The following is a 24,050-nucleotide window of genomic DNA, read 5'->3' on the forward strand; positions in this document are numbered from 1 at the left end:
TTCACTGGCCCCCCGCCCGCTTGCGCTGCCACGACTGCAGGGCGTTGATGACCAGCAGCAGCAGGAAGGACATCACCAGCATCACGGTGGCGACCGCGGTGGCGCCGGCATAGTCGTATTGCTCCAGCTTGCCGATGATCACCAGCGGCGTGATCTCCGACACCATGGGCATGTTGCCGGCGATGAAGATGACCGAGCCGTACTCGCCGATCGCGCGCGCGAAGGCCATCGCGAAGCCGGTCAGCAGCGCCGGCAGGATCGACGGCAGGATCACCTTGGCGAAGGTCTGCCAGCGCGTCGCGCCGAGGCACATGGCGGCCTCCTCCAGCTCGTGCTCCGTGTCTTCCAGCACCGGCTGCACGGTGCGCACCACGAACGGCAGGCCGATGAAGATCAGCGCGATCACGACGCCGTTGGGGTTGAAGGCGAGCTGGATGCCCAGCGGCTCCAGGTACTGTCCGATCCAGCCATTGCCGGCCAGCAGCGCGGTGAGCGCGATGCCGGCCACGGCGGTGGGCAGCGCGAACGGCAGGTCGACCAGCGCATCGACGATCTTCTTGCCGGGGAAGGAATAACGCACCAGCACCCAGGCGACGAGCAAGCCGAACACCACGTTGATCGCGGCGGCCAGGAAGGACGCCCCGAAGGTCAGCCGGTAGGACGCCAGCACGCGGGGCGAAGTCACGGCGGCCCAGAACGCCTCCCCGCTCATGCCGAAGGTCTTGATCACCAGCGCCGACAGCGGGATCAGGACGATCAGGCTCAGGTACAGCAGCGTGTAGCCGAGCGTGAGGTTGAAGCCGGGCAGCACACGCTGCGCTCTGCGGCGCGATGACGAATGACGAACGACCCCGCTGTGCCCGAAGCCCGGGCGGCCAGCGCCGCCATTCGTCATCCCGGCCGCGCCAGCGGCCAAGTCATTCGTCATCTGACCGTGTAGATCTTGTCGAACTGGCCGCCGTCGTTGAAGTGCACCTTCTGGGCTTCGGACAGGGACCCGAACAGCTCCTGCACCGAGAACAGCTTGACCGGCTTGAAGGTCTGGGCGTGCCGCTGCAGCACCTTCTCGTTGCGCGGGCGGATCGAGTGCTTGGCCGCGATCTCCTGCGCCTCTTCGGTGTACAGGAAGTTCAGGTAGGCCTTGGCTAGGTCGGCGGTGCCCTTCTTGGCGACGGTGCGCTCGACCACCGCCACCGGGTTCTCGGCAATGATGCTGATCGACGGATAGACCACGTCCACCTTGCCCTTGCCGAACTCGCGGTTCACGGACTCGACTTCGGACTCGAAGGTGATCAGCACATCGCCGGTGTTGCGCTGCAGGAAGGCGCTGGTGGCGTCGCGGCCGCCGCGCGCCAGCACCGGCACGTTCTTGTACAGCTTCGACAGGAACTCCTGCGCCTGGGCGTCGGTACCGCCCTTCTTCTTCACGTAGCCCCAGGCCGCCAGGTAGGCGTAGCGGCCGTTGCCGCCGGTCTTGGGATTGACCACGATGACCTTGACGTCGGGACGCAGCAGGTCGTCCCAGTCCTTGATGCCCTTGGGATTGCCCTCGCGCACCAGGAACAGCATGGTCGACGAGGTCGGCGCGGCGTTGTCCGGGAAGCGCTTGGCCCAGTCCTTGGCGACCACGCCGCGCTCGGCCAGGAACTCGATGTCGGTGGTGGTGTTCATGGTCACCACGTCGGCCGCCAGGCCGTCGGCCACGGCACGCGCCTGCGCGCTGGAGCCGGCGTGCGACTGCTCGACCTTGACGTCCTGGCCGGTCTGCTTCTTGTAGTACGGCACGAAGGCGGCGTTGATGTCCTTGTAGAACTCGCGCGCCACGTCATAGGAGACGTTCAGCAGGGATTGTTGGGCGGCAGCGAACCCGCTGGCCGCCAGGGCCAGAACGGCCACTGCGGTCTTGAGAGATTTCATGGGAAGGATGCGGGACCGGTTCGGCCCCGCTGGAAGGAAAAACGATGGGGAGGTCAGCGGTTCGGTTGCGGCGTCAGGCGCAGGTAGGGCTTGACCGTGCGGTAGCCCTTGGGAAAGCGCCGCGCAATCTCGGCCGGGTCCTGCAGGCTGGGCACGATGACGACCTCGTCGCCGTCCTGCCAGTTCACCGGGGTGGCGACCTTGTGGTTGTCGGTCAGTTGCAGCGAATCGATCACGCGCAGGATCTCGTCGAAATTGCGCCCGGTGCTGGCCGGGTAGGTGATGGTGGCGCGGATCGTCTTCTTCGGGTCGATGATGAAGACGCTGCGCACCGTCGCGTTGGCCGACGCGTTGGGGTGGATCATGTCGTACAGCGTCGCCACCTTGCGGTCGGCGTCGGCCAGGATCGGGAAGTTGACCGTGCAGTTCTGGGTCTCGTTGATGTCCTTGACCCAACCGTGGTGGGAGTCGATCGGGTCCACGCTGACCGCGATGGCCTTGGCACCGCGTTGGGCGAAATCCTTCTCCAGCGCCGCGGTCTTGCCGAGTTCCGTGGTGCACACCGGCGTGAAATCGGCCGGGTGCGAGAACAGCACCACCCACGCGTCGCCCGCCCATTGGTAGAAATCGATCGGGCCCTCGGTGGAGTCCTGCCGGAAATCGGGGGCCGTATCGCCCAGTCGCAGCGTCGTCATGGCTTCTCCGTTCGTATAAGGGGAAGCTAAATTGTGGTGGTTGGGTTATGAAAACCCAACGAATCTCTTGTTGTTTGCATATGAGCGGCCGCCCCCATGCCTGCACGCGCGGCAGTGGGATCAGACCAGCGGCCGGGCTTCCCGCGCCCCCTCCTGCAGCAGCGGCAGCATCTCGCGGCCGAATGACGGCTGCAGCACGCGCTCGCGCCGGGTCACCACGTTGAGGGCGCCGACCACCACGCCCTCCAGGTTGCGCAGCGGCACCGCGGCGGCGTGCACGCCCAGCTCGTGCTCCTCGCTGGCCACGCACCAGTCCTGCTGGCGCACCAGCTCGATGATCTGCCGCAACTTCCTGGGCTCGACCACGGTATTGGCGGTCAGGCGCGGCAGCTCCCGGCCCTTGAGCCACGCGGCGAATTCGGCGCGTCGCTTGGCCGCCAGCAGCACGCGGCCGGTCGAGGTGGCATGGGCCGGCAGCCGCGCGCCCAGGTGCAGGCCGTAGGCCAGCAGGCGAGTCGGCCCGCTGCGCGCGACGATCACCACCTGGTCGCCATCGAGCACCACCACCGAGAACGCCTCGCCGGTGCGCGCGGCCAGCTTGTCCAGGGTCGGCTGCACGGCCCGCGGCAGCCGTGCCGAGGCCAGGTAGCTGCCGGAAAAGCGCAACACCTTGGGCGCCAGCCAGAACCAGCTCCCATCGGTTTCCAGGTAGCCCAGGTGGGCCAGGGTCAGCAGGTGGCGCCGGGCCGCCGCCCGCGTCAGCCCGGCGCGCTGGGCCGCCAGGGTCGCGTTCAGGCGCTGGCGTTCGGTGTCGAAGCTTTCCAGCACGGCCATGCCCTTGGCCATGCCTTCGATGAAATCGGCGCGGGCGATCACGGGGGCGGCACTCCGGATGGCTGCGCGATCATCGCGCAGTGCGCGCAATGATCGCACAAAGGCGGCGCTGCGCCCCTGCCCCTGCCGCCGCCGCGGGCCTAAGCTGCGCCCCGTTCTCCTTGACAAATATCAGCCATGAAGAAAACCCAGGTCGCGATCATCGGTGCGGGTCCCTCGGGCCTGCTGCTCGGCCAGCTGCTGCACAAGGCCGGCATAGACAACATCATCCTCGAGCGCCACACCGGCGAGTACGTGCTCGGCCGCATCCGCGCCGGCATCCTCGAGCAGGTCTGCATCGACCTGATGGACGAAGCGGGCGTCGGCGAGCGCATGCACCGCGAAGGGCTGGTGCACGGCGGCATCGACCTGCTGTTCCAGGGCGAGCGCCACCGCATCGACATGAACTGGCTCACCGGCGGCAAGAACGTGATGGTCTATGGCCAGACCGAGCTCACCCGCGACCTGATGGACGCCCGCAAGGCCGAGGGCCTGGAGACGGTCTACGAAGCGCTGGACGTCGCCGTGCACGACTTCGACACCAAGCGCCCGCGCGTCACCTACCGCCACGGTGGCCAGACGCACGAGATCCAGTGCGACTTCATCGCCGGCTGCGACGGCTTCCACGGCGTGTGCCGCGCCTCGGTGCCGCGCAAGGCCATCCAGGAGTTCGAGAAGGTCTATCCCTTCGGCTGGCTGGGCGTGCTGTCCGAAACGCCGCCCGTGCACGAGGAGCTGATCTACGTGAACAGCCCGCGCGGCTTCGCGCTGTGCTCGATGCGCAGCCACACGCGCAGCCGCTACTACCTGCAGGTGCCGCTGACCGACAAGGTCGAGGAGTGGTCCGACCAGGCGTTCTGGGACGAGCTCAGGCTGCGGCTGGATCCGCAGGCGCGCGAACAGCTGGTCACCGGCCCCAGCATCGAGAAGAGCATTGCGCCGCTGCGCAGTTTCGTGACCGAACCGCTGCGCTTCGGGCGCCTGTTCCTGGCCGGCGACGCCGGCCACATCGTGCCGCCCACCGGCGCCAAGGGCCTGAACCTGGCCGCCACCGACGTCAAGTACCTGTCGGGCGCGTTCATCGAGTACTACCGCGACAAGAGCGAGGCCGGCATCGACGGCTACTCCGAACGCTGCCTGCGCCGCATCTGGCGTGCCGAGCGCTTCTCCTGGTGGTTCACCAGCCTGATGCACCGCTTCCCCGAGCAGGGCGAGATCGGCCAGAAGCTGCAGGAAGCCGAGCTGGACTACCTGGTGCACAGCGAGGCCGGCTCGCGCACCATCGCCGAGAACTACGTCGGACTGCCACTGGATTTCGCCGATCGATAGCCGGGGGCGCCGCCGCCGGCTCTGCTAGCCTCGCGGCATGACCGCCCGCCCCCGCCCGCTCGCGCAAGTCCGCATCCTCAGCCTCGCGCTCAACCTGCCCGGCCCGGCCGCGCTGATGCGCTGCCGACGCATGGGCGCAGGCTGCACCAAGATCGAACCGCCTTCGGGCGACCCGATGCGGCACTATGACCGAGCGGCCTACGACGAATTGCACGAGGGCGTGAAGCTGCTGGAGGCCGACCTCAAGACCGGCGAGGGCCAGGCGGTGGTCCACCGCGAACTGGCCAGGGCCGACGTGCTGCTCACGTCCTTCCGGCCCTCGGCGATGAAGAAGCTGGGGCTGGACTGGCCGCAGCTGCAGGCGCGCTACCCCTCGCTGTGCCAGGTCGCCATCGTCGGCGGCCCGGGGGCCGCCGCCGAGGTGCCGGGCCACGACCTGACCTACCTCGCCGAGAACGGCCTGGTCACCGGCACCGCCCTGCCCGCCACCCTGTTCGCCGACATGGCCGGCTCCCTCATGGCCAGCGAAGCCGTGCTGCAAGCGGCGTTGCTGCAGGCCGAGCGCTACGCCGGCTCGGGCGACGTGCACCCGCGGGGCCGTTACTTCGAAGTCGCCTTGGCGGATGCGGCCGGCTACCTGGCGCTGCCGCGGCGATGGGGGCTGACGCAGCCGACCGGTGCGGTCGGCGGCGCGCACGCGGGCTATCGCGTCTATCCCTGCGCCGACGGCCGCGTGGCGGTGGCGGCGCTGGAGCCGCACTTCGCGGCGGCGCTGTGCGCCGTGGCCGGGGTGGGCGTGTCGGACATGAAGGCCATGTTCGCACCGGCCACGCACGAGGCGATCGCCCGGTTCCTGGCGGGCCAGACCCGCGAGCAACTGGACCGGCTGGCCACCGAGCACGACCTGCCGCTGCACACGCTGGCGCCGGCGTAGCGGCGGCGGCCACCAAGGCCGATCAGGCCGCGGCTTCGCCCTCCAAGGCCGGCAGCAGCAGGTGGATGGTGGCCCCCTCGCCCGGCCGGCTGTCGATATCGACCTGGCCGTCCAGCTGCTGCAGCAGGGCCGTAGACCTGCGGCAGGCCCCGCCCGGTGCCGGCCGCCATCGCCGTGGCCCGCCAGCGCGCCAGCAGCTCGTCCCGGTCGACCGCCCGCGCGATCACCAGGGGTGCCTCGCGGACGCTGGCATAGCTCACGAGCCGGCCCGGGACGAAGCCGATCGCGGACTCGGCGACGAAGTCGCCGTTGTCGCGCTCCCGCAGGTACTCGGTGGGTGACGCTCAAGGCGGAGGTCGGTGGCAGCTCCGCCGATGGTACGTGCGCAAGCGCCAGTCAGCCAGTACCGCCTTGGACCGTGCGCCTACTGTTCGCGGGGCGGCTTGCCGCGTGCGGCGTCCAGCTCCCAGGGGCTGGTTTCGACGTTGGGACCGTCCGGGTAGCTCTGCGGCCCCTTTGCGACACCGGGCCTGGGCTTGCCGCCCTTGACGCCCGCCGGCACGTCGGGCGCAGCCTGGTCGAGCAGGTCGGAACCGGCGGGGGCCTGCTGCTGGTTGGCGTCCTCACCCAGGGTCCTGTGGGTCGGATCGGCTTCGTGGTTCTCGTTGCTGCCGTGGGCCGGGCCGCGGCCGATGCTGGTGCTGCTCATGGGCGTTCCTGTTGCGGTGGTCCGGCCCACTCTAGGAGCCCGCAACCGCACAGGGTGTAGGCCCGGGCCGATACCATGGCCCGCATGACCGCTGCACTCGCCGCCATCGCCAGCCCTGCCGAGGTGGTCGGGTTCTGGCGTGCCGCCGGCCCGGACCGCTGGTTCCGCAAGGACGAGGCCTTCGACCGCGCATTCCGCGAGCGCTTCCTGGCCTCGCACGAGGCCGCGGCGCGCGGCGAACTCAGGCACTGGCGCGCCACCGCCGAAGGCTCGCTGGCGCTGCTGGTGCTGCTGGACCAGTTCCCGCGCAACGCCTTCCGCGGCAGCGCGCGCATGTACGCGACCGACGCGCTGGCGCGCACGGTGGCCCACCAGGCGCTGGCGGGCGGCCAGGACCGGGAGGTGGCCGACCTGGGATTGCGCAACTTCTTCTACCTGCCCTACATGCACTCCGAGTGGCTGCCGGACCAGCTGCGCGCGATGGCGCTGGCGCGCGGCACCCATGCCGAGCCGCACGCCTGCGAGCACCACGACATCGTGGCCCGCTTCGGCCGCTTCCCGCACCGCAATCCGCTGCTGGGCCGGCCCAGCACGCACGAGGAGCTGGCGTTCCTGGACGGCGGCGGCTTCGCGGGCTGAGCGGCCGGGAGGCGGCTTCGGGGTGGGCCTGTCACTGCGGATGGGCGGCCGCCCCCTGCACGCCGACGTTGAAGGCGCCCGCCTGGCGCACCAGCACGGCGGCCCGCTCGGCCAGGTCCGCGTCGGGGGTGCGTGCCACCAGCACCGTCGCGCCGCGCTCCATCGCCTCGGTCACGACATCCATCTGGTGGTGGTTCACGGTGTTGCGCACCAGGTCCGCGAATACCCCGCCCAGCGCCTTGAGGAAGGACTCGTCGCCTTCCTTGTGGGCGCGCTCGGCCGTCTTCAGGCGCTCCAGGTCGTGCTCGATGTGGATGTCGTCGCGGGCGATGCCATGGCGCGCGAGTTCGTGCAGGGCGAGCTGCGCGGAATGACGGTCGTCGAAGGCTGCGAGGATGGTCGGCATGCGAATCTCCTTGGCTCAGGGGGATCGGTCGTCCTGGCGCGCACCCGGCGCGGTCGGCACGAGGTCCAGCCGCACCCAGGCCGGCGCGTGGTCGCTCGCGCGCGGGCGGCCGCGCACCCAGGTGTCCACGCCGGCTTCGGCCAGCGCCGGCGCCAGCACGCGATTGAGCAACAGGTGGTCGATGCGCAGGCCGGCGTTGCGTTCCCAGTGCTGGCGAAAATAGTCCCAGAACGTGAACACCGGCTGGCCGGGGTGCCGGTGCCGGATCGCATCGGTCCAGCCCTGGCCCAGCAGGCGCTCGTAGCAGGCCCGCGTCTGCGGCTGCAGCAGCGCATCCTTGCGCCAGGAGCGCGGGTCGTAGATGTCGAAGTCGGTCGGCACCACGTTGTAGTCGCCCGCGACCAGCACCGGGTGTTCGCCGCCCACCAGGCCGGCGGCATGCGCGATCAGCCGCTCGAACCAGGCCAGCTTGTAGTCGAACTTGGGGCCGGGCTGCGGGTTGCCGTTGGGCAGGTACAGGCAGGCGATCACCAGCCCGTCCACGGCCGCTTCCAGGTAGCGGCTCTGTTCATCGGCGGGGTCGCCCGGGAGCTCGCGGCGGATCTCCAGCGCCGGCGTGCGGCTGAGGATGGCCACGCCGTTCCACGAACGCTGCCCCCTCCACAGGGCGTGGTAGCCGGCCTCCCGGACGGCGGCCGCGGGAAACGCTTCGTCCGGCGCCTTGAGTTCCTGCAGGCAGGCCACGTCGGGCCGTTCACGGTCCAGCCACTCCAGCAGGTTGGCCAGCCGGCTCTTGATGCCGTTGACGTTGTACGTGGCGATCTTCATCGCAAGGGCTTGCGATGATGGCGCGCAGGCCCCTGCGCGGCCGTAGGACCGCGCCTTGAGGAAGGGCGGCGTCCTACTGCGCGCCGCAGCGCCTCGGCCTAGAGTGGCGGCGACTACGGGAGACACCCATGGCTGAACCCAAGCAACCGCGCGAAAGCGTCCCTTCGGCGCAGGACGACCTGCTCGGCGAAGCGGCCCGCAACGACGGCACGATGGAAGGGCTGGACCCGCGAGTGGGCGCCGACGGCACCCCGCGCGACCGCTCGGACCCGGACCGACCCGCCACGGATCGCGCCACGGCCGAAGGCGAAGCGCGCCCCGGCAAGGACGAGAACCAGGCGGGCTTCGTCAAGGATCCGGACCAGCGCTCCCGGCCGTGAGCGCGGCGGCCGAGGCGCCGGGAGGCCTTCAGCGCACGGCCGGCTTGCGCTGGCCGCGCCGGTACGCCTCGGCGCCACCGCTGCCGCCGCCGTCCGGGAAGTCGTGAGGATCGAGGCGGTTGCGGTCCGGCCCCTGTGGCGCTTCGATGAGGGTGCTGGCACTGTTCTCGCCGGCGTCCGGCCGGGCCGGCGGCGTGTCGCAGCCGCGGCTGCCCAGCTTGGCGCGCGTGGGGCTGGTGTCCTTGCGGCGAAACCATCGCATGCCGGCCATGGTGCACGCCGGGCCACGACAAGGCAGTAGGCAGCGCCAGCGCCCTCGCGTAGGAGGGTGCGGCAGAACCCACCGGCACGGCGCGCGCTCCAATCCGGACCGTGAGCCCCGTCCTGCTGCTGGCCCTGGCCGCCCTCGCCTTTCCGGGCGCGGGGGCCGCCTTGGCCGCCGATCCGCTCAAATCGTTTGCCTGCGGCCGCAGCCTGGCGGCCCTGCAGGCAGCGCGTGCCACCGCGGGCCGGGACGACGTGGAAGCGATCCGGCGCGAGGCCGCGCAGGCCTGCCTGGGCGGCCAGGGCGAGGCGCAGCGACCGGCGCCGACGGCCCAGCCGCCCCTGGTGGTGCCGCCACCCGTGGTCGAGCCGCCCGTGCCGCCCCCCGCAGCCGTTGCCGCGCCAGCGCCGCCACCAGTGGCCATCGAGCAGCCGCCGGTGGTGACCTCCTGCGATGCGGCGGGCTGCTGGACCAGCGAGGGCACCCGGCTGAACCGGTCCGGTCCGCTGCTGATCGGACCGGGGGGCGCCTGCGTCACCAGCGGCCACGTGGTGCGCTGCCCCTGAGCGGCGCACGGCAGCGGCGGCTGACAGCGATCGCAAGAACAGGCCTACGCGCAAAGCGCGGCCGGCATGGCGCAATGGGAGCGTTGCGCCCGCCAAGGAGCCCATCCATGGGAAAGAAGATCGTGACCGAAGCCGACCGCCGCGCCACGCCGCCGCCGCCCGCCAGCGCCGGCTACACGCCGCCCAAACGGGGGATCGGCCAGAAGGTCAGCCTGGAGCGCGGCACCCGCACGCGCAACAAGAAGAATCCCGGCAAGCGGCCGCACCAGGGCGGCTGAGCCGTCGACAGCGAGAAGGAGACCCCATGAAACTGGACATCTACCGCCGGCCCGAGCCGGAGCACAAGCTTTCCTTCATGGCCGTGCCGGCGGGGCAGATGATCCCGCAGGAAGTCACCAACGTGGACTGGCGCGTGGTGGCCAACAACCTGGAACTGGATGCCGAGTCGTCCTGCATCGCCGAGTACCAGATCGAGCACCCGGGCCGGCAGATCCGCGAGAAAGGCTACGCGATCACCAGCGTCCAGCACCAGCTGGAAGCCAGCGACTGAGGCCCCGCAGCAGCCGGGGCCAGCCCGACGCAGGCGGCGTTACGCCCAGGCCGCCCGGGGCACGACCAGCACGTCGGCTTGCGCGTGCGCCAGTGCCCACGCCGTGACGCTGCCCAGGAACAGGTCACCGAGCCGCGACTGCCCCTGCTTGCCCAGCGCGATCACTTCGCAGCCGTGGTCGCGGGCCGCGTCCAGCATCACCACGCGGATGTCGCCGGGGCACACGGCGGTGGTGGTGCGCGTGGCGCTGCCCAGTTCGAGCTGCAGGACATCCATGGCTGCCTGGGCCTCGTCGCGGGCACGTGCCCGGTGCGCGACGATCGCGTCGTCGCTGACGCCGGCCGTCAGCAGCTTGCCTTCTTCCGCCAGGTCGAAGGCATGCAGCAGGTGCAAGGTGGCGCCGGGCGCGAAACGCTGCGCAGCCCGCACGGCCTCGCGCGAGGACTCGGAGAAGTCCACCGGTACCAGCACGTCGGCGTAGTCGGCGGCGGGCTCGTTGCGCACCACCAGCAGCGGCCGCTCGGCGCCGCGCGACAGGCGGTCCGCCAGGGTGCCGAGCGCCAGTTCGCGGAAGGCATGGCTGCCGCGGGCGCCGACCGCCAGCAGGTCGGCTGCCGCGGCCTGCTGCTTCACCTCCTGGAGCGGATCGCCTTCGCGCAGGTGCTGGTGAACCGCCACGCCGTGCCCCTCGTCCACGATCTGCCCGGCTTGCACGGCCAGCTGGATCCGCGCCTGCTCGACCACGGCTTCGTGCAGATCGCGCTTCATCGCCAGCAGGTCGCGCAGCCCGCTCCAGATGCCGGTATCCACCACGTGCAGCAGTCCGAACGCGGCACCCTGCGCCGCGGCGATCCGGGCCGCGCGCCGGGCCGCCAGCCGGCTGTCGTGCGAGAAGTCGGTTGCGGCCAGCACCTGGGCGATGGCATCCATGATTCGGTTCTCCGGTGAGGGGTGCCGGGCAGGCCGCATGCCGCCGCGTCGACGCACCGCTGCCGATTGTTCCCGCAAAGGACCCGGCCGGGGCCGGCGCCGGTCAGGGCGCGTCCTCGCGCTGGCCCAGCGGCGGCGGCAGGTCGTCACCGGCGCGCCGCTGCCGGAACAGCGACGCGCGGGCCAGCAGCACGGTGGTGACCGGCGCCGTGATCGACAACAGGATGACCACCACCCAGACGTGCAGCGACAGGCGCCCTTCGCCGAAGCTGAAGTGCAGGACGCAGGCCAGCGCCACCGCCCAGCTGCCCAGCGTGTAGGCCAGCGACGGCGCGTGCATGCGCAGGAAGCAGTCGCGCAGCCGCAGCAGGCCCAGCGCGCCGACCAGCGTCACCGCGCCGCTGGCCAGCAGCAGCAGGGCCACGAGGGCCTCGATCACGCTCATTCGATCACCTCCCCGCGCAGCAGGAACTTGGCCATCGCGGCCGAGCTGGCGAAGCCGAACAGGGCCATCAGCAGCGCGGCCTCGAAGTACATGCTGCTGTCGTAGCGGATGGCCAGCACCAGCATGGCCAGCGTCGCCACCACGTAGATGAAGTCCAGTGCCAGCACCCGGTCCTGCGCGCGCGGGCCGCGGGCCAGGCGCAGCGAAGCGACCACGATGGCCAGCGCGTACAGGACCAGGGTCGCGCCGATCGCCAGTGCAAACAGGCTGCTCATCCGAAGATCTCCTTGAGCGGGCGCTCGTAGCGGTCCTTGTAGAACGCGACGAATTCGGCCTCGTCGGGCAGGTCGAAGACGTGCAGGCGCAGGGTCCTGTTGTCGGAGGCCAGTTCCGACCACACGGTCCCGGGCACCACGGTGGTGATCATGGACAGCGCCGCCAGCCCGAACGGGTCGCGCAGGTCCAGCGGAATCGTCGCGAAGCCGCCGCGCGGCGGCCGCCGGCGCGATCGCAGCACGCCGCCGGCCACCTCCAGCGCCGACCGGACCACGTCGTGGCCGACGGTGAGGATCAGCCGGGCAAGCACCAGCGGCTTGCGCAGCGGACCGCCGGCGGGCTTGAGCGGCGCCACCAGCACCGGCACGGCGAGCCCGATGACCAGCCCGAGCAGCAGGTGTCCCGGGCCGGCGCTCTCGTTGAGCACCAGCCAGAGCGCCCACAGCGCCGCGGACAGCAGCAGCGACGGGAACCAGCGCCTCACGAGCCGCCCTCCCGCGCCGGCGCCGGACGCCGCGACTGCCACCCGAGCGGTTCGCCGGGGCCTCGCACCTGGCGCGCCGACTGCACCGCCGAGATGTAGCGCTGCGGCTCGTGCAGGTCGGCCGCCGTGGCGCGCATGTAGGCCAGTGCGGGCTCGGCGCGCACCACCAGCGCGACGGCGCCGCCCAGCAGCAGCGCGACCGGCAGCGCCTCGGCCAGCCGCAGCTGCGGTGGCCGGCGCCCCTGCGGTGCCCAGAGGTGGCCGATGAAGGCTCGGGTCAGCGCGATCGCGGCGAACAGTCCCGAGACGAACAGCAGGCCGAACAGCGTCCAGCCGGCCGCCGGGCCGGAGCCCACGACCGGACCGTCCTCCAGCAGCGCGGACAGCATCGCCATCTTGCCGACGAAGCCGGACAGGGGCGGCAGTCCGGCCAGCGCCAGGGTGCACAGCAGGAAGGCCAGGCCGAGGAACGCCACGGCAGCCGGCATCACGCGGCCGATCAGCGCCACCTGTTCGTCGTCCAGGTTGACGTCCTGGGGCGGCTCGGCCCCGAACATGGGCAGCCGCCCCACCAGGGTGTCGGCGCGGGGGGGATCGACCTCGGCCTCGCGCGCCCGTTCGACCAGCTCGCCCAGCAGGAACAAGGCGGCGCCGGCCAGCACCGAACTGGCCAGGTAGAACAGGGCGCCGCCGGTCAGCGCCGGCCGGTCGAAGCCGATCGCCGCCAGCACCGTGCCGGACGACGCGACCACCGAGTAGCCGGCCAGCCGGCCGAGCTGGTGCGAGGCCAGCATGCCGAACGCACCGAAGCCGACGGTCGCCAGTCCGCCCCAGATCAGCACGCTGCCGCCGAAGTGGGCCGACTCGCCCGCGCCGGCCGGGAAGCACAGCGTCCACAGCCGCAGCACCGCGTACACGCCGACCTTGGTGAGGATGGCGAACATGGCCGCGGCCGGCGCACTGGCCGCGGAATAGGCCGGCGGCAGCCAGAAGTTCAGGGGCCACTGGGCGGCCTTGGCCAGGAAGGCCACCGCCAGCAGCGCAGCGCCGGCATGCAGCAGTCCGCGGTCGGATGCCGGCACCGAGGGCAGCTTGCTGGCGATGTCGGCCATGTTCAGCGTGCCGGTCACGCCGTAGACCAGCGCCACCCCGACCAGGAACAGCAGCGAGGCCAGCAGGTTGACGGCGATGTAATGCAGCCCGGCGCGCACGCGCAGGCCGCCGCCGCCGTGCAGCAGCAGGCCATAGGAGGCGGCCAGCAGCACCTCGAAGAACACGAACAGGTTGAACAGGTCGGCGGTCAGGAAGGCCCCGTTCAGGCCCATCAGCTGCAGTTGCAGCAGTGGGTGGAACCAGACGCCGGCGCGGTGCCAGCGCGCCAGCGAAAACAGCAGCGACGCCAGCCCCGCGCAGGCGGCCAGCACCAGCAGCAGGCCGGACAGGCGGTCCAGCATCAGCACGATGCCGAAGGGCACCGGCCAGTTACCGGGCAGGTACACGCCGGACGCGCCGGGCCGGCCGTCGGCGTGCAGCCACGCCAGCAGCCAGACCGCCAGCCCGAGGCTGGCCAGCATCGAGACGACGTTGAGCCCGGCCTTGAACATCCAGCGGCGCTCGCCGATGCCCACCATCAGCGCCGCCGTCAGCAGCGGCAGCAGGATCGGCGCTGCCACCAGGTGGGCCGGCTCCGGCAGGTTCATCGGGAAGCCTCCGAGCCGCGCACCGCGGCGCGGGCGCCTCCGCCGGGCGGCCGGGCGGTCATGGGCGCTCCTCCTGCCCGTCGACATGGTCGCTGTCGGTCAGCCCGCGCAGCGCCAGCAGCACCACCAGGAACAGCGCGGTGGTGGCGAAACCGATCACGATCGCCGTGAGCACCAGCGCCTGCGGCACCGGGTCGGTGTAGTGCAGCAGGTCGGCCGGCACGCCCGGCTTGACGATCGGCTCCCGGTCGAGCGACAGGCTGCCCACGCTGAAGATGAACAGGTTGGTGGCATAGGACAGCAGCGACAGCCCGATCAGCACCTGGTAGGTGCGCGGGCGCAGCACCAGCCAGACGCCGGCCGAGACCAGCACGCCGATGGCCAGCGAGACGACGACTTCCATCAGGCGGCCTCCTCCCGGTCGGCGGCGCGGGCCGGCCGGCGCCGCGCGCGCAGCGACTGGTGGGCCAGCGCCGTGAGCAGCAGCAGGGTCGAGCCGACCACCACGGCCAGCACGCCCAGGTCGAACAGCGTCGCGCTGGGGAAATGCACCTCGCCCACCAGCGGCAGGTGCACGTGCGCAGTGTGCGTGGTCAGGAACGGGTAGCCGAAGCCGAGCGAGCCCAGCCCGGTCGCGACGGCCAGCAGCAGTCCCCACGCGATCCAGCGCGGCGGCCGCAGGTTGACGCGCTCCTCGACCCACTGGGTGCCGCCGACCATGTACTGCACGATGAAGGCGATGGCCACCACCAGGCCGGCGACGAACCCCCCGCCCGGCTGGTTGTGCCCGCGCAGGAACAGGTGCACCGCCACCACGATGGCGATCGGCAGCACCAGCCGCACCAGCACCGCGGGCACCAGCAGGTAGCCGTGCGGGTTGCCGTCCTCGTCGGGCGGCGCCACGTGCAGGTCGGTGGCCGGCGCCGCCCGCGCCGCCTGCTGCTGCGGCGGCAGCTCGCTGACCTCGCGCGGGGGCCGGAACCGCCGCAGCAGCGCGAACACCGTCAGCCCGACGATGCCCAGCACGGTGATCTCGCCCAGCGTGTCGAAGGCGCGGAAGTCCACCAGCATCACGTTGACCACGTTGGTGCCGCCGCCTTCCGGCAGCGACCGGGCGAGGAAGAAGGGCGAGATGCTCTGCGGGGCGCTGCGCGTGAGCATGGCATACGACAGGGCCGCCAGGCCCGCGCCGGCCAGCACCGCCAGCACGAAGTCGCGCCGGCGCCGCCACTGGGCGCGCCAGCGCGTGCGCGGGTCGTCCAGCGCGATGCGCTTGGGCATCCAGCGCAGGCCGAGCAGGAACAGCACCGCGGTGACCGCCTCCACCGCCAGCTGCGTGAGCGCGAGGTCGGGCGCGGAGAACCACGCGAAGGTCAGGCACAGCACCAGGCCCACCAGGCTGAGCAGCATCAGCGCGACCAGCCGGTGGAACTTGGCCTGCCAGGCCGCGCCCACCGCGGCCGCGGCGCCGATGGACCACAGCACGACGAACTCCGGCGTGGCCGGCACGCGCTCGCGAAAGCCCCACTCCAGCGGCACCAGCAGGGTGGACCCCAGGCCGGCGGCGCCTGCGATCACCAGCATCCAGAGCACCTGCGTCTGCAGGTGGCGGCTGCTGGTCAGCCGGATCGCGCGCCGCGCCGCCTGGGTGAGCTGGGCCAGCACCACCTCGAACAGGCGCTTGCCGTCCAGCGCGCCGATCAGCGGCGCCCGGCGCGAGCCACGCTGCTTGAAGCGCTGGGCGAACGCCAGGTACACCGCGATGCCGCCCAGCATGGCCGCCAGGCTCATGGCCAGCGGCGCCGTGAAGCCGTGCCAGATCGCCAGGCTGAAGGCGGGCAGCTTGCCGCCCACCACCGGGTCGGCCGCCGCGCGCAGCACGTCGCCGATGGCCCAGTTGGGCAGGATGCCCACCGTCAGGCAGGCCAGCACCAGCAGCTCGATCGGCGCCCGCATCCAGCGCACCGGCTCCTCCGGCACCCGCGGGCAGTTCGGCGGCGGCCCGAAGAACACGTCGTGGCCGAAGCGCAGCGAATAGACCACCGCGAACACGCCGTAGAGGGTGGCCGCGACCGGCAGCGCGCTCTCGACCCAGGGCTGGCCCTGGACGAACACGGTCTCGGCGAAGAACATCTCCTTGGACAGGAAGCCGTTGAGCAGCGGGACGCCGGCCATCGCGGCACAGGCCACCATGGCCAGCGTGGCGGTGCCCGGCATGTAGCGGTACAGGCCGTCCAGCCGGCGCATGTCGCGGGTGCCGGTCTCGTGGTCGATGATGCCCACGGCCATGAACAGCGAGGCCTTGAAGGTGGCGTGGTTCATCATGTGGAACACCGCCGCGACGGCTGCCAGGGTGCTGTTGAGGCCGAGCAGCAGCGTGATCAGGCCCAGGTGGCTGATGGTCGAGTAGGCCAGCAATCCCTTCAGGTCGTTCTGGAACATGGCCGCATACGCGCCCAGCAGCAGGGTGACGACGCCGGCGCCGCCCACGATCCAGAACCACGTGTCGGTCCCGGCGAGCACCGGCCACAACCGGGCCATCAGGAACACGCCGGCCTTCACCATCGTGGCCGAGTGCAGGTAGGCCGACACGGGCGTGGGCGCCGCCATCGCGTGCGGCAGCCAGAAGTGGAAGGGGAACTGCGCGCTCTTGGTCAGCGCACCCAGCAGGACCAGGGTGACCGCAAGCGGGTACCACTCGTGCGCGCGGATCCGCTCGCCGGCCAGCAGCACCTCGTCCAGCTCGTAGCTGCCGACGACCTGCCCGATCAGCAGCACGCCGGCCAGCAGCGCCAGCCCGCCGGTGGCGGTGACCACGAACGCGATGCGCGCGCCGCGCCGCGCCTCCTTGCGGTGGTGCCAGTAGCCGATCAGCAGGAAGGAGAACAGGCTGGTCAGCTCCCAGAACACCACCAGCTGCACCAGGTTGCCCGAGAGCACCACGCCCAGCATGGAGCCCATGAAGGCGAGCAGCAGCGAATAGAAGCGGGCCGCCGGATCGTCGGCCGAGAGGTAGTAGCGCGCATACACCACCACCAGCGCGCCGATGACGGTGACCAGCATCGCGAACATCCAGGCGAAGCCGTCGACCCGGATCAGCAGGTCCATCCCGAGGCTGGGGATCCAGGCGATCCGCTGGCTGACGACGCCGCCGTCGGCCACCTGCGGGAACAGCATCGCCAGCGGCAATGCGGTGGCCAGCGCCACCGCGGCGGCGAGCAGCGACTCCTGGTTGCGCGCGCGGGTGGGCAGCACGGCGGCCACCGCACTGCCGACGAACGGAAGCAGAAGCACCCACCCCAAGGACATCCATTCGAGTGTAGTGGACGGTGGTGATGGCGCCGGGAGCGGCCGCGAGGCACGGTGGATGGCGGGCCATGGGCATGGCCACCGATTGCTACCATCCGGCTCCCATGCAGTACACCGTCGCGGTCCGGACCCTGTGCGAGTTCACGGCCAAGGCGGGCGACCTGGACCTGCGGTTCACGCCGGCGCCGACCGCGCTGGAGGGCATCGCCGGCCATGCGGCGGTCACCCGCGCGCGCGGCGCCGGCTACGAGCGGGAGGTCGCGCTGGAGGGCTCGTTCGCCCGGCTGCGGGTGCGCGGCCGCGCCGACGGCTACGACCCGGCGCGCAACCGGCTGGAGGAAATCAAGACCTGCCGCGGCGACCTGGCGCGCCAGCCGGCCAACCACCGGCAACTGCACTGGGCGCAGGCACGCGTCTACGGCTGGCTGCTGTGCGAGGCGCGCGGCATCGAATCGCTGGACATCGCGCTGGTCTATTACGACGTGGGGCGGCAGCAGGAAACGCGAATCGAGGCGCGGCACCACCGCGATGAGCTGCGCGCCTTCGCCGAGGACCTGTGCGCGCGCTTCCTGGCCTGGGCCGACCAGGAAGTGGCGCACCGCGAAGGCCGCGATGCCGCCCTGGCCGCCCTCGCCTTCCCGCACGAGGTGTTCCGACCCGGCCAGCGCGAGCTGGCCGAAGCCGCCTACCGCGTGGCCACGAACGGCCGCTGCCTGCTGGCGCAGGCGCCGACCGGCATCGGCAAGACCGTGGGCACCCTGTTCCCCGTGCTCAAGGCGATGCCGGGTGCGCGCATCGACAAGCTGTTCTTCCTGGCGGCCAAGACACCGGGCCGGCAACTGGCCCTGCACGCGCTGGAGGGCATCGCCGGCACGGGTGCGGGGGCGCCCCTGCGCGTGCTGGAACTGGTCGCGCGCGACAAGGCCTGCGAGCACCCGGACAAGGCCTGCCACGGCGAATCGTGTCCGCTGGCCCGGGGTTTCTACGACCGGCTGCCGGCCGCGCGGGCCGCGGCACTGGCCGGCGGCCCGATGGCGCACCCGCCGCTGCGCGAGCTCGCCCTGGCCCACTCGGTGTGCCCCTACTACCTCTCGCAGGAGCTGGCGCGCTGGGCCGACGTGGTGGTGGGCGACTACAACTACTGGTTCGACGGGTCCGCGCTGCTGCATGCCCTGGCGCAGGAGCAGGGCTGGCGGGCCGCGCTGCTGGTCGACGAGGCGCACAACCTGGTCGAGCGCGGGCGCGAGATGTATTCCGCCCGGATGGACCCGGCCGACCTGCAGGCGTTGCGGCCGAAGGCGCCGCCGAGGGTCAGGCGCGCGCTCGGCCGGCTGGCGCGCGCATGGGATGCCCTCGCCAGTTCGCAGCAGGAGCCCTATGCGGTGCACGAGGCGCTGCCGGACGACTGGTTCGATGCGCTGCAGGACACTTCGGCCGCGATCGCCGACCACCTGGCCGAGGCGCCGCATGAGCCGGCGCCGCGCCTGCAGCAGTTCTGGTTCGATGCGCTCGCGATGCTGCGGCTGGCCGAGACGTTCGGCGAGCACTCGGTGTTCGACCTGACGCTGCGGCCCGGACCGCGCGGGCCGCAGGCCCTGCCCTGCATCCGCAACCTGGTGCCGGCACCCTTCCTCGGCCCCCGCTTTCGCGACGCCCAGTCGGCCGTGCTGTTCTCGGCCACCCTCGCGCCGGACGCCTTCTATCGCGACATGCTCGGCCTGCCCGACACGGCCGCCTGGATCGACGTGCCCTCGCCCTTCGCGGCCGAGCAGCTGAGCGTGCGGCTGGTGCGCGGCATCTCCACCCGCTGGCAGCACCGCGAGCGCTCGGTGGAGCCGATCGCCGACCTGATCGCGCGCCAATGGCTGGCCCAGCCCGGCAACTGGCTGGCCTTCTTCAGCAGCTTCGACTACATGGGCCGGGTAGCCGCGGCGGTGCGCGAACGGCAGCCGCGCTGGCCGCTGTTCGAGCAGTCGCCGTCCATGCCCGAAGCGCAGCGGCGCGAGTTCCTGGATCGCTTCGTGCCGGGCGGGCAGGCGCTGGGCTTCGCGGTGCTGGGCGGCAGCTTCGGCGAGGGCATCGACCTGCCCGGCGACCGGCTGGTCGGCGCCTTCATCGCCACGCTGGGCTTGCCGCAGGTGAATCCGGTCAACGAAGAGATGCGCCGCCGCATGCAACGCCGCTTCGGCGCCGGCTGGGACTACGCCTACCTGTACCCCGGCTTGCGCAAGGTGGTGCAGGCCGCCGGCCGCGTGATCCGCACCCGCGAGGACCGCGGGACCGTGGTGCTGATCGACGATCGCTTCGCCCGGCCGGAAGTGCGCGCCCTGCTGCCGGCGTGGTGGCGGGTGTCGCTCGAGCCCGCCTGAGGTTGCCGGGCCGCCGCGATCGGCGATGGGAAACAAGGCAGCCGTCCTACAGGCCGGCGCGGCAGCCCGGCCAAAGATCGTGGCTTTGCCGGACCCCAAGGATTCCCTCCATGCAAGCCACCCTCCCCGGACTCAATCGCACCGGCGCCACCGCTTCGGCGCAAGGCACCCAGGCGATGACCGATGCCGTCAATGAACTGATGCCGCCGGTGCCGATCGACACCGGCGCGGCCGAGGCCGAGCGCCTGTTGTACATCCACCAGTCGGAGCCGCTGGGATCGATCCCGCCGCCGGTGGGCCTGGACGGCAAGCCGAAGGCGGCGCTGGGACGGCTCAAGGGCGGGTCGCCCGGCCTGCTGATGGACAAGGTGGGGGAACGCATCGCGTTCGAGCGCGCCGGCGTGCGCCTGTACGAGGCGCTGCTGGCCAAGTACGAAGCGGCTGCACAGCAGGCCGGCGATGTCCTGCCTCCGGCCGAGAAGGTGCACGAGGTCGCCCATGCGCAGGGCATGGCGGTGCTCGCGCCGGTCCTGGGCGAAGCGCCGGCGCAGACGCTGCAGCGCATCCGCTCCGAGGAGCTGGAGCATTTCCGGCTGCTGTGCGTCGCGATGCAGGAGATCGGCGGCGACCCGACGGCGCAGACACCGTGCGCCGACGTGATCGCCACGGCTTCGATGGGGCTGATGCAGGTGATGACCGACCCGCGCACGACGCTGGCGCAGTGCCTGAACGCGATGCTCAGCGCGGAGCTGACCGACAACGCCGGCTGGGAACTGCTGATCCAGCTGGCCGAGCAGACCGGCCAGTCGGAGCTGGCCGGCCGCTTCCTGGGCGCGCTGGCGCAGGAGCAGGAGCACCTGGTCACGATCCGCGGCTGGCTGGCCTCCCTGCTGGCCGAAGGTGCCGGGACACCGGCCGTTTGACGGGCAGGAAAGGATTCGCCATGGCCATCGACCTCCTGAAGGACAAGGGCACGCCGCTGCAGCGCCAGCGAATGAGCTGGAAAGACATGGTCGGCCAGCCGATCAGCAAGCTGGACGACGACGCATTCACCCGCGTGCGCATCATCCTGATGAACGGGCTGGAGCTGGATTCGCTGCGCACCAAGCAGGTCGGCATCCGCTGCCAGGACGGCGCCGCGCGGCCACTGCTGGCCGAGCTGATGCGGGTGGAGCAGCACCAGGCCACCACCATCAACTGGCTGATCGGCGCCGACCACTCGCCGATCGAGACCACCATCGGCTACGAGCAGACCGCGATCGAGGTCACGGCCTCGGTGGCCCAGCTGGAGCCGGACCCCTACCTGGCCCAGGGCTACCGCTACGCACTGCTGGAGGACTTCGACCACCTGTACCGCTACAGCGCCCTGCTGGACCGGCTGGAGGGCAAGGACGCCAACAACATCACCCAGGGCTACACCGACATCGTGCCGGCGCGCGCGACGCTGTTCCACCACCGCGCGCCCGAGCACGAGCTGCTGGAGCCCTATGGCGCCGACGCGGAACTGGCGACCAAGCTGCACGCGCTGACCCTCACCGGCGGCGAGTACCAGACCCACGACTACTACATGAACATCGGGCCGGTGTTCGCCGATCCGCTGGCGCGCCAGCTCTATGCCGAGATCGCCAGCGTGGAGTCGCAGCACATCACCCACTACGGCTCCATGCTGAACCCGAACGAAACGCCGCTGGAGAAGCTGGTGCTGGGCGAAGTCTGCGAAGTCTGGAACTACGCCGCCTGCCTGCAGCAGGAGGGCAATCCGCGCGTCAAGGCGCTGTGGGAGCGGTTCCTGGACTACGAGCTGGGCCACCTGCAGGCGGCACTGCGCCTGTTCGAGGACACCGAGCGGCGCGACGCCGCCGAACTGCTGCGCGACGGCCGGCTGCCGCCCTTCATCCAGTTCAGCAGCCAGCGCGAATTCGTGCGGCAGGTGGTCGAGAGCGAGACCCAGCTGCGCAAGCGCGGCACCGAATTCGTCGACGAATCGCAGGAGGGCCGCTCCTCGCTCGACTACCGCAAGGCGGTGAATGCGGGCGGGTCGCCCTCCGAGACGGTGGCGGCGACCTGGAGCTGGACGCCGGGCACCGAGCTGATGCGCGAACCGGTCGGGACGTGATGGCCTGATCGGGCCATCGGCGGCGCGGCCACGGTGGTGCAGGCCAGGGTAAGGTTGCGGAACGGCCCGCGCCGCCCCGGCTGCGCGGGCGGGTTCTTGCCGGACACCCTGCCGTGGACATGCCCCGTCGCACCCTCACCGCCCTGCTGCTCTCCGGCCTTTTCGGTCGCGCCCCGGCCGTGCCCGCGCAGCCGACCGCCGTCGCCGATCCGGCCCACCGGATCGGCATCGTGCTGCTGCACGGGATCGGCGCCACCGGCGAGAGCATGGCGGCGCTGGCCGCGCGGCTGCGCCAGCCCGGCTGGCGCGTGCTCACGCCCGACCTGCCCTACGGCGGACCGCGTGCGTTCAGCCGGCCGGTGGCGGCCGCCGAGCGCACCGTACAGGACGCGCTGGAATCACTGCGGCGCGACGGCGCCACCCGGCTGGTCGTGGCCGGCTTCAGCCTGGGCGGCTTCTTCGCGGCCCACATGGCGGGACGCGTGCCGGTCGACGCCCTGGTGGCGATCGCGCCCAATGGCGGCAGCGACATGAAGCCGCTCGCCGACCAGCTGGCCCGGGCCCGCGAACGGATCGCCGCCGGGCGCGGCGACGAGCCGATGGTGCTGCAGGACTCGGACGTGGTGAGCCCGGCCCGCTACGACCTGCCGCACGCCGTGCCGTCCGCCTACGTCAGCTGGTTCGACCCGGAGGGTGCGATGAACTGGCGTGCCGTCTGGCGGCGCCTGCGGCCGGGCACGCCGGTGCTGCTGGCGGTCCCCACGCGCGACCTGGCCAACCTGCGCAAGGTCAAGCGTGAACTGTGGGAAGGCTTGCCGCCGCATCCGGCCAACCGCCTGTACGAGCCGCGCGCCGACCACCTGGGCGCGCCCATGGCCTGCGCGGACGAAGCGGTGCGCTGGATCCGGGCGACGGTCGAGGCCGCGGCGGTCCGCTGAGCGGCCGTTGTAGGCCTGCACGGACGCGTTCGCCCGCCCTGCTCTTGCTTGCGCCGCGCCCTGGTCGGCTTACCGTGCTGGCCTCCACTGCACGGAAGGAGTCCGCCATGAAGAAGGACCAGGTCAAGGGCAAGCTGAAGGAAGCGGCCGGTGAAACCCAGGAGCAGGCCGGGCGCCTGCGCGGCGACCGCGAGCAGGAAGCGCGCGGCCATGCGCGCGAACAGGAAGGCAAGGTCCAGAAGAAGGTCGGCGACCTGAAGGAAGGCGTCGACCAGATCGTGCGCAAGCCCTAGGGCACGCCGGCACAGCCCCTACACGGCGCCGCCGAGTTCGCCCAGCACGCGCAGGCCGAGCCGCTCCAGCAGCCCGGCGAGGGCGGCGGTGGCGTCGGCTTCGCTGCCCTCGACGCGCAGCCGTGGCCACAACGCCTGCAGCGCCTGCTGCTCGGCGCCCACCGCCGCGTCGACCTTGGTGCGCCAGAGATCCGGCTCGGCCGCCGCGCGGCCGCGGTGCGCCACGTCCAGGTAGCGCAGCAGCACGGCCCTGGCCAGGGCCTGCAGCATCTCGTCGCTCAGGGCCACCGTGGACTGCCCGGGCGCCTGCGCACCTCGGTTCTTCCACGCGGCCGCCACCAGCGCGGCGCCGCCGCCCACGAGCGCGCCGAGCGCGCTGGCCGCGCCCAGGGTCAGCCCGCCCGTCATCAGGTCCACCGCGGCGCCCATCGCGGCGCCGCTGGCGGCGCCGGCCAGGCCGGCCTGGGGTTCGTGCACGGGTTGCTCGATGCGAAAACGCTCCGGCAACTCGTGCGGCTCCGGCGACGATGCGCCTGCGGCGTCCACCCCGTGCAGCTCGCGCAGGCGCGCGTCGCCGCCCGCCTGCCGTTCGCGCACCCGCGCCAGCAGCGCGGCCATCGCCTGCCGGCGGGCCGCCTGCCCGGCTTCGCGCTCCTCCCGCACCACCAGCTGGCGCACGCCCGTCGGCCGCGTGCCCAGTTCCTCGCTGTCGCGCGCGGCCTGTGCGACTTCCGCCGCCAGCAGGCGCATGGATTCGACCAGCCTCGCATGGGCGCGCTCTTCCCACACCACCCACAGCCGCTGCGCGCCGGCCGCCTTCCAGGGCGGCAGCAGCCGCTCGATCGCGGCCCGCAGCCGGGCGTCCTCGCGCCAGGTGGGCAGGGCCGCCAGCGGCAGCGTCTCGCCGCCGGCGGGGGCGCGGCGCAGCAGCGCGGCACAGGCCGACTCGCAGCCCTCGGCGGCCAGCAGCAGCGCCGGCGACGAGCCGTGCTGCAGCCAGGCGGTCCACGCGTCCAGCTCGCCGGGCTGCCCGCAGGCCAGCAGCAGCACGTCCGCGCGTGTCGCCGCCGGGGCGCCCGCCAGCACCAGGGCGGCCTGC

28 protein-coding genes are annotated in these 24,050 nt (G+C 71.8%); 12 read left to right on the top strand and 16 right to left on the bottom strand.

Going from position 1 to position 24,050, the window contains the following annotated elements; all coding sequences use genetic code 11:
• Position 1: 1 nt before the first annotated feature.
• From cysT to V6M57_RS14995, 4 genes are all read right to left on the bottom strand, one after another.
• Positions 2 to 895: a sulfate ABC transporter permease subunit CysT gene (gene cysT, locus V6M57_RS14980; RefSeq protein ID WP_332815827.1), complete on the bottom strand. Its 894-nt coding sequence runs from the start codon at positions 893 to 895 to the stop codon at positions 2 to 4.
• Positions 896 to 924: 29 nt separating this feature from the next.
• Complete coding sequence (locus V6M57_RS14985; protein WP_332815799.1) at positions 925 to 1,917, bottom strand: sulfate ABC transporter substrate-binding protein; 993 nt, start codon at positions 1,915 to 1,917, stop codon at positions 925 to 927.
• A gap of 53 nt (positions 1,918 to 1,970) precedes the next feature.
• On the bottom strand, positions 1,971 to 2,612 hold the full coding sequence (locus V6M57_RS14990) for a peroxiredoxin (protein WP_332815800.1): 642 nt from the start codon (positions 2,610 to 2,612) through the stop codon (positions 1,971 to 1,973).
• A 120-nt stretch (positions 2,613 to 2,732) separates the two neighbouring features.
• Positions 2,733 to 3,488 carry an IclR family transcriptional regulator domain-containing protein gene (locus V6M57_RS14995; RefSeq protein WP_332815801.1) on the bottom strand — a complete coding sequence of 252 codons (756 nt, stop codon included), beginning with the start codon at positions 3,486 to 3,488 and terminating at the stop codon, positions 2,733 to 2,735.
• 135 nt (positions 3,489 to 3,623) lie between these two features.
• Here V6M57_RS14995 and pobA point away from each other — a divergent pair, with 135 nt between their 5' ends.
• Positions 3,624 to 4,814: a 4-hydroxybenzoate 3-monooxygenase gene (gene pobA / locus V6M57_RS15000; RefSeq protein ID WP_332815802.1), complete on the top strand. Its 1,191-nt coding sequence runs from the start codon at positions 3,624 to 3,626 to the stop codon at positions 4,812 to 4,814.
• A gap of 37 nt (positions 4,815 to 4,851) precedes the next feature.
• Entirely contained in the window at positions 4,852 to 5,748 is an 897-nt protein-coding gene (locus tag V6M57_RS15005; RefSeq protein WP_332815803.1) for a CoA transferase, read from the top strand.
• A gap of 424 nt (positions 5,749 to 6,172) precedes the next feature.
• On the opposite strand, the gene V6M57_RS15010 is transcribed toward V6M57_RS15005, so the two are convergent.
• A complete protein-coding gene (locus V6M57_RS15010; protein ID WP_332815804.1) occupies positions 6,173 to 6,457 on the bottom strand; it encodes a hypothetical protein in 285 nt (94 codons plus the stop codon).
• Between the two features lie 75 nt (positions 6,458 to 6,532).
• Here V6M57_RS15010 and V6M57_RS15015 point away from each other — a divergent pair, with 75 nt between their 5' ends.
• Positions 6,533 to 7,096, top strand: coding sequence for a DUF924 family protein (locus V6M57_RS15015; protein WP_332815805.1), 564 nt, complete (start codon positions 6,533 to 6,535; stop codon positions 7,094 to 7,096).
• Positions 7,097 to 7,127: 31 nt separating this feature from the next.
• Here V6M57_RS15015 and V6M57_RS15020 read toward each other — a convergent pair whose 3' ends face one another.
• Together V6M57_RS15020 and V6M57_RS15025 are read right to left on the bottom strand one after the other, a co-directional pair.
• Positions 7,128 to 7,502, bottom strand: coding sequence for a hypothetical protein (locus V6M57_RS15020; RefSeq protein WP_332815806.1), 375 nt, complete (start codon positions 7,500 to 7,502; stop codon positions 7,128 to 7,130).
• 15 nt (positions 7,503 to 7,517) lie between these two features.
• Positions 7,518 to 8,330 (bottom strand): exodeoxyribonuclease III, encoded by an 813-nt coding sequence (locus tag V6M57_RS15025; protein WP_332815807.1) that lies wholly within the window; start codon positions 8,328 to 8,330, stop codon positions 7,518 to 7,520.
• 128 nt (positions 8,331 to 8,458) lie between these two features.
• Between V6M57_RS15025 and V6M57_RS15030 the strand changes: the two genes are divergently transcribed.
• Positions 8,459 to 8,710: a hypothetical protein gene (locus tag V6M57_RS15030; protein ID WP_332815808.1), complete on the top strand. Its 252-nt coding sequence runs from the start codon at positions 8,459 to 8,461 to the stop codon at positions 8,708 to 8,710.
• Positions 8,711 to 8,738: 28 nt separating this feature from the next.
• On the opposite strand, the gene V6M57_RS15035 is transcribed toward V6M57_RS15030, so the two are convergent.
• On the bottom strand, positions 8,739 to 8,972 hold the full coding sequence (locus tag V6M57_RS15035) for a hypothetical protein (RefSeq protein WP_332815809.1): 234 nt from the start codon (positions 8,970 to 8,972) through the stop codon (positions 8,739 to 8,741).
• A 110-nt stretch (positions 8,973 to 9,082) separates the two neighbouring features.
• On the opposite strand from V6M57_RS15035, the gene V6M57_RS15040 reads away from it, so the two are divergent.
• The 3 genes from V6M57_RS15040 to V6M57_RS15050 all read left to right on the top strand — a co-directional run bounded on the left by V6M57_RS15040 (position 9,083) and on the right by V6M57_RS15050 (position 10,091).
• Positions 9,083 to 9,541: a hypothetical protein gene (locus V6M57_RS15040; protein ID WP_332815810.1), complete on the top strand. Its 459-nt coding sequence runs from the start codon at positions 9,083 to 9,085 to the stop codon at positions 9,539 to 9,541.
• Between the two features lie 107 nt (positions 9,542 to 9,648).
• Entirely contained in the window at positions 9,649 to 9,819 is a 171-nt protein-coding gene (locus tag V6M57_RS15045) for a hypothetical protein (RefSeq protein WP_332815811.1), read from the top strand.
• Between the two features lie 26 nt (positions 9,820 to 9,845).
• On the top strand, positions 9,846 to 10,091 hold the full coding sequence (locus tag V6M57_RS15050; RefSeq protein ID WP_332815812.1) for a DUF6139 family protein: 246 nt from the start codon (positions 9,846 to 9,848) through the stop codon (positions 10,089 to 10,091).
• 39 nt (positions 10,092 to 10,130) lie between these two features.
• Here V6M57_RS15050 and V6M57_RS15055 read toward each other — a convergent pair whose 3' ends face one another.
• The 7 genes from V6M57_RS15055 to V6M57_RS15085 form a co-directional block, all read right to left on the bottom strand.
• Entirely contained in the window at positions 10,131 to 11,021 is an 891-nt protein-coding gene (locus V6M57_RS15055; protein ID WP_332815813.1) for a universal stress protein, read from the bottom strand.
• A 103-nt stretch (positions 11,022 to 11,124) separates the two neighbouring features.
• Positions 11,125 to 11,466, bottom strand: coding sequence for a monovalent cation/H(+) antiporter subunit G (gene mnhG, locus V6M57_RS15060; protein ID WP_332815814.1), 342 nt, complete (start codon positions 11,464 to 11,466; stop codon positions 11,125 to 11,127).
• Positions 11,463 to 11,741, bottom strand: coding sequence for a K+/H+ antiporter subunit F (locus V6M57_RS15065; RefSeq protein ID WP_332815815.1), 279 nt, complete (start codon positions 11,739 to 11,741; stop codon positions 11,463 to 11,465). Before V6M57_RS15065 ends, mnhG begins: the two co-directional genes overlap by 4 nt.
• Entirely contained in the window at positions 11,738 to 12,226 is a 489-nt protein-coding gene (locus tag V6M57_RS15070; protein ID WP_332815816.1) for a Na+/H+ antiporter subunit E, read from the bottom strand. Before V6M57_RS15070 ends, V6M57_RS15065 begins: the two co-directional genes overlap by 4 nt.
• Positions 12,223 to 13,926, bottom strand: coding sequence for a monovalent cation/H+ antiporter subunit D (locus V6M57_RS15075; protein ID WP_332815817.1), 1,704 nt, complete (start codon positions 13,924 to 13,926; stop codon positions 12,223 to 12,225). Before V6M57_RS15075 ends, V6M57_RS15070 begins: the two co-directional genes overlap by 4 nt.
• A 58-nt stretch (positions 13,927 to 13,984) precedes the next feature.
• Positions 13,985 to 14,329, bottom strand: a complete 345-nt coding sequence (locus tag V6M57_RS15080) for a Na+/H+ antiporter subunit C (RefSeq protein ID WP_332815818.1) — start codon at positions 14,327 to 14,329, stop codon at positions 13,985 to 13,987.
• Positions 14,329 to 17,235, bottom strand: coding sequence for a monovalent cation/H+ antiporter subunit A (locus V6M57_RS15085; RefSeq protein ID WP_332815819.1), 2,907 nt, complete (start codon positions 17,233 to 17,235; stop codon positions 14,329 to 14,331). Before V6M57_RS15085 ends, V6M57_RS15080 begins: the two co-directional genes overlap by 1 nt.
• Positions 17,236 to 17,339: 104 nt before the next feature.
• Between V6M57_RS15085 and V6M57_RS15090 the strand changes: the two genes are divergently transcribed.
• The 5 genes from V6M57_RS15090 (at position 17,340) to V6M57_RS15110 (ending at position 22,951) form a co-directional block, all read left to right on the top strand.
• Positions 17,340 to 19,604, top strand: a complete 2,265-nt coding sequence (locus tag V6M57_RS15090; RefSeq protein ID WP_332815820.1) for an ATP-dependent DNA helicase — start codon at positions 17,340 to 17,342, stop codon at positions 19,602 to 19,604.
• A gap of 110 nt (positions 19,605 to 19,714) precedes the next feature.
• Positions 19,715 to 20,527, top strand: coding sequence for a ferritin-like domain-containing protein (locus tag V6M57_RS15095; RefSeq protein ID WP_332815821.1), 813 nt, complete (start codon positions 19,715 to 19,717; stop codon positions 20,525 to 20,527).
• A 20-nt stretch (positions 20,528 to 20,547) separates the two neighbouring features.
• Positions 20,548 to 21,720, top strand: coding sequence for a hypothetical protein (locus V6M57_RS15100; RefSeq protein WP_332815822.1), 1,173 nt, complete (start codon positions 20,548 to 20,550; stop codon positions 21,718 to 21,720).
• Positions 21,721 to 21,839: 119 nt separating this feature from the next.
• Complete coding sequence (locus tag V6M57_RS15105; RefSeq protein WP_332815823.1) at positions 21,840 to 22,658, top strand: alpha/beta hydrolase; 819 nt, start codon at positions 21,840 to 21,842, stop codon at positions 22,656 to 22,658.
• A gap of 107 nt (positions 22,659 to 22,765) precedes the next feature.
• A complete protein-coding gene (locus V6M57_RS15110) occupies positions 22,766 to 22,951 on the top strand; it encodes a CsbD family protein (RefSeq protein ID WP_332815824.1) in 186 nt (61 codons plus the stop codon).
• A gap of 18 nt (positions 22,952 to 22,969) precedes the next feature.
• On the opposite strand, the gene V6M57_RS15115 is transcribed toward V6M57_RS15110, so the two are convergent.
• Positions 22,970 to 24,050 (bottom strand): DUF3482 domain-containing protein (locus tag V6M57_RS15115; protein WP_332815825.1); only part of this gene is annotated, 1,081 nt, incomplete at its 5' end.

This window comes from Ramlibacter sp. (assembly GCF_036676645.1).
Classification (GTDB): Bacteria; Pseudomonadota; Gammaproteobacteria; order Burkholderiales; family Burkholderiaceae_C; genus Ramlibacter.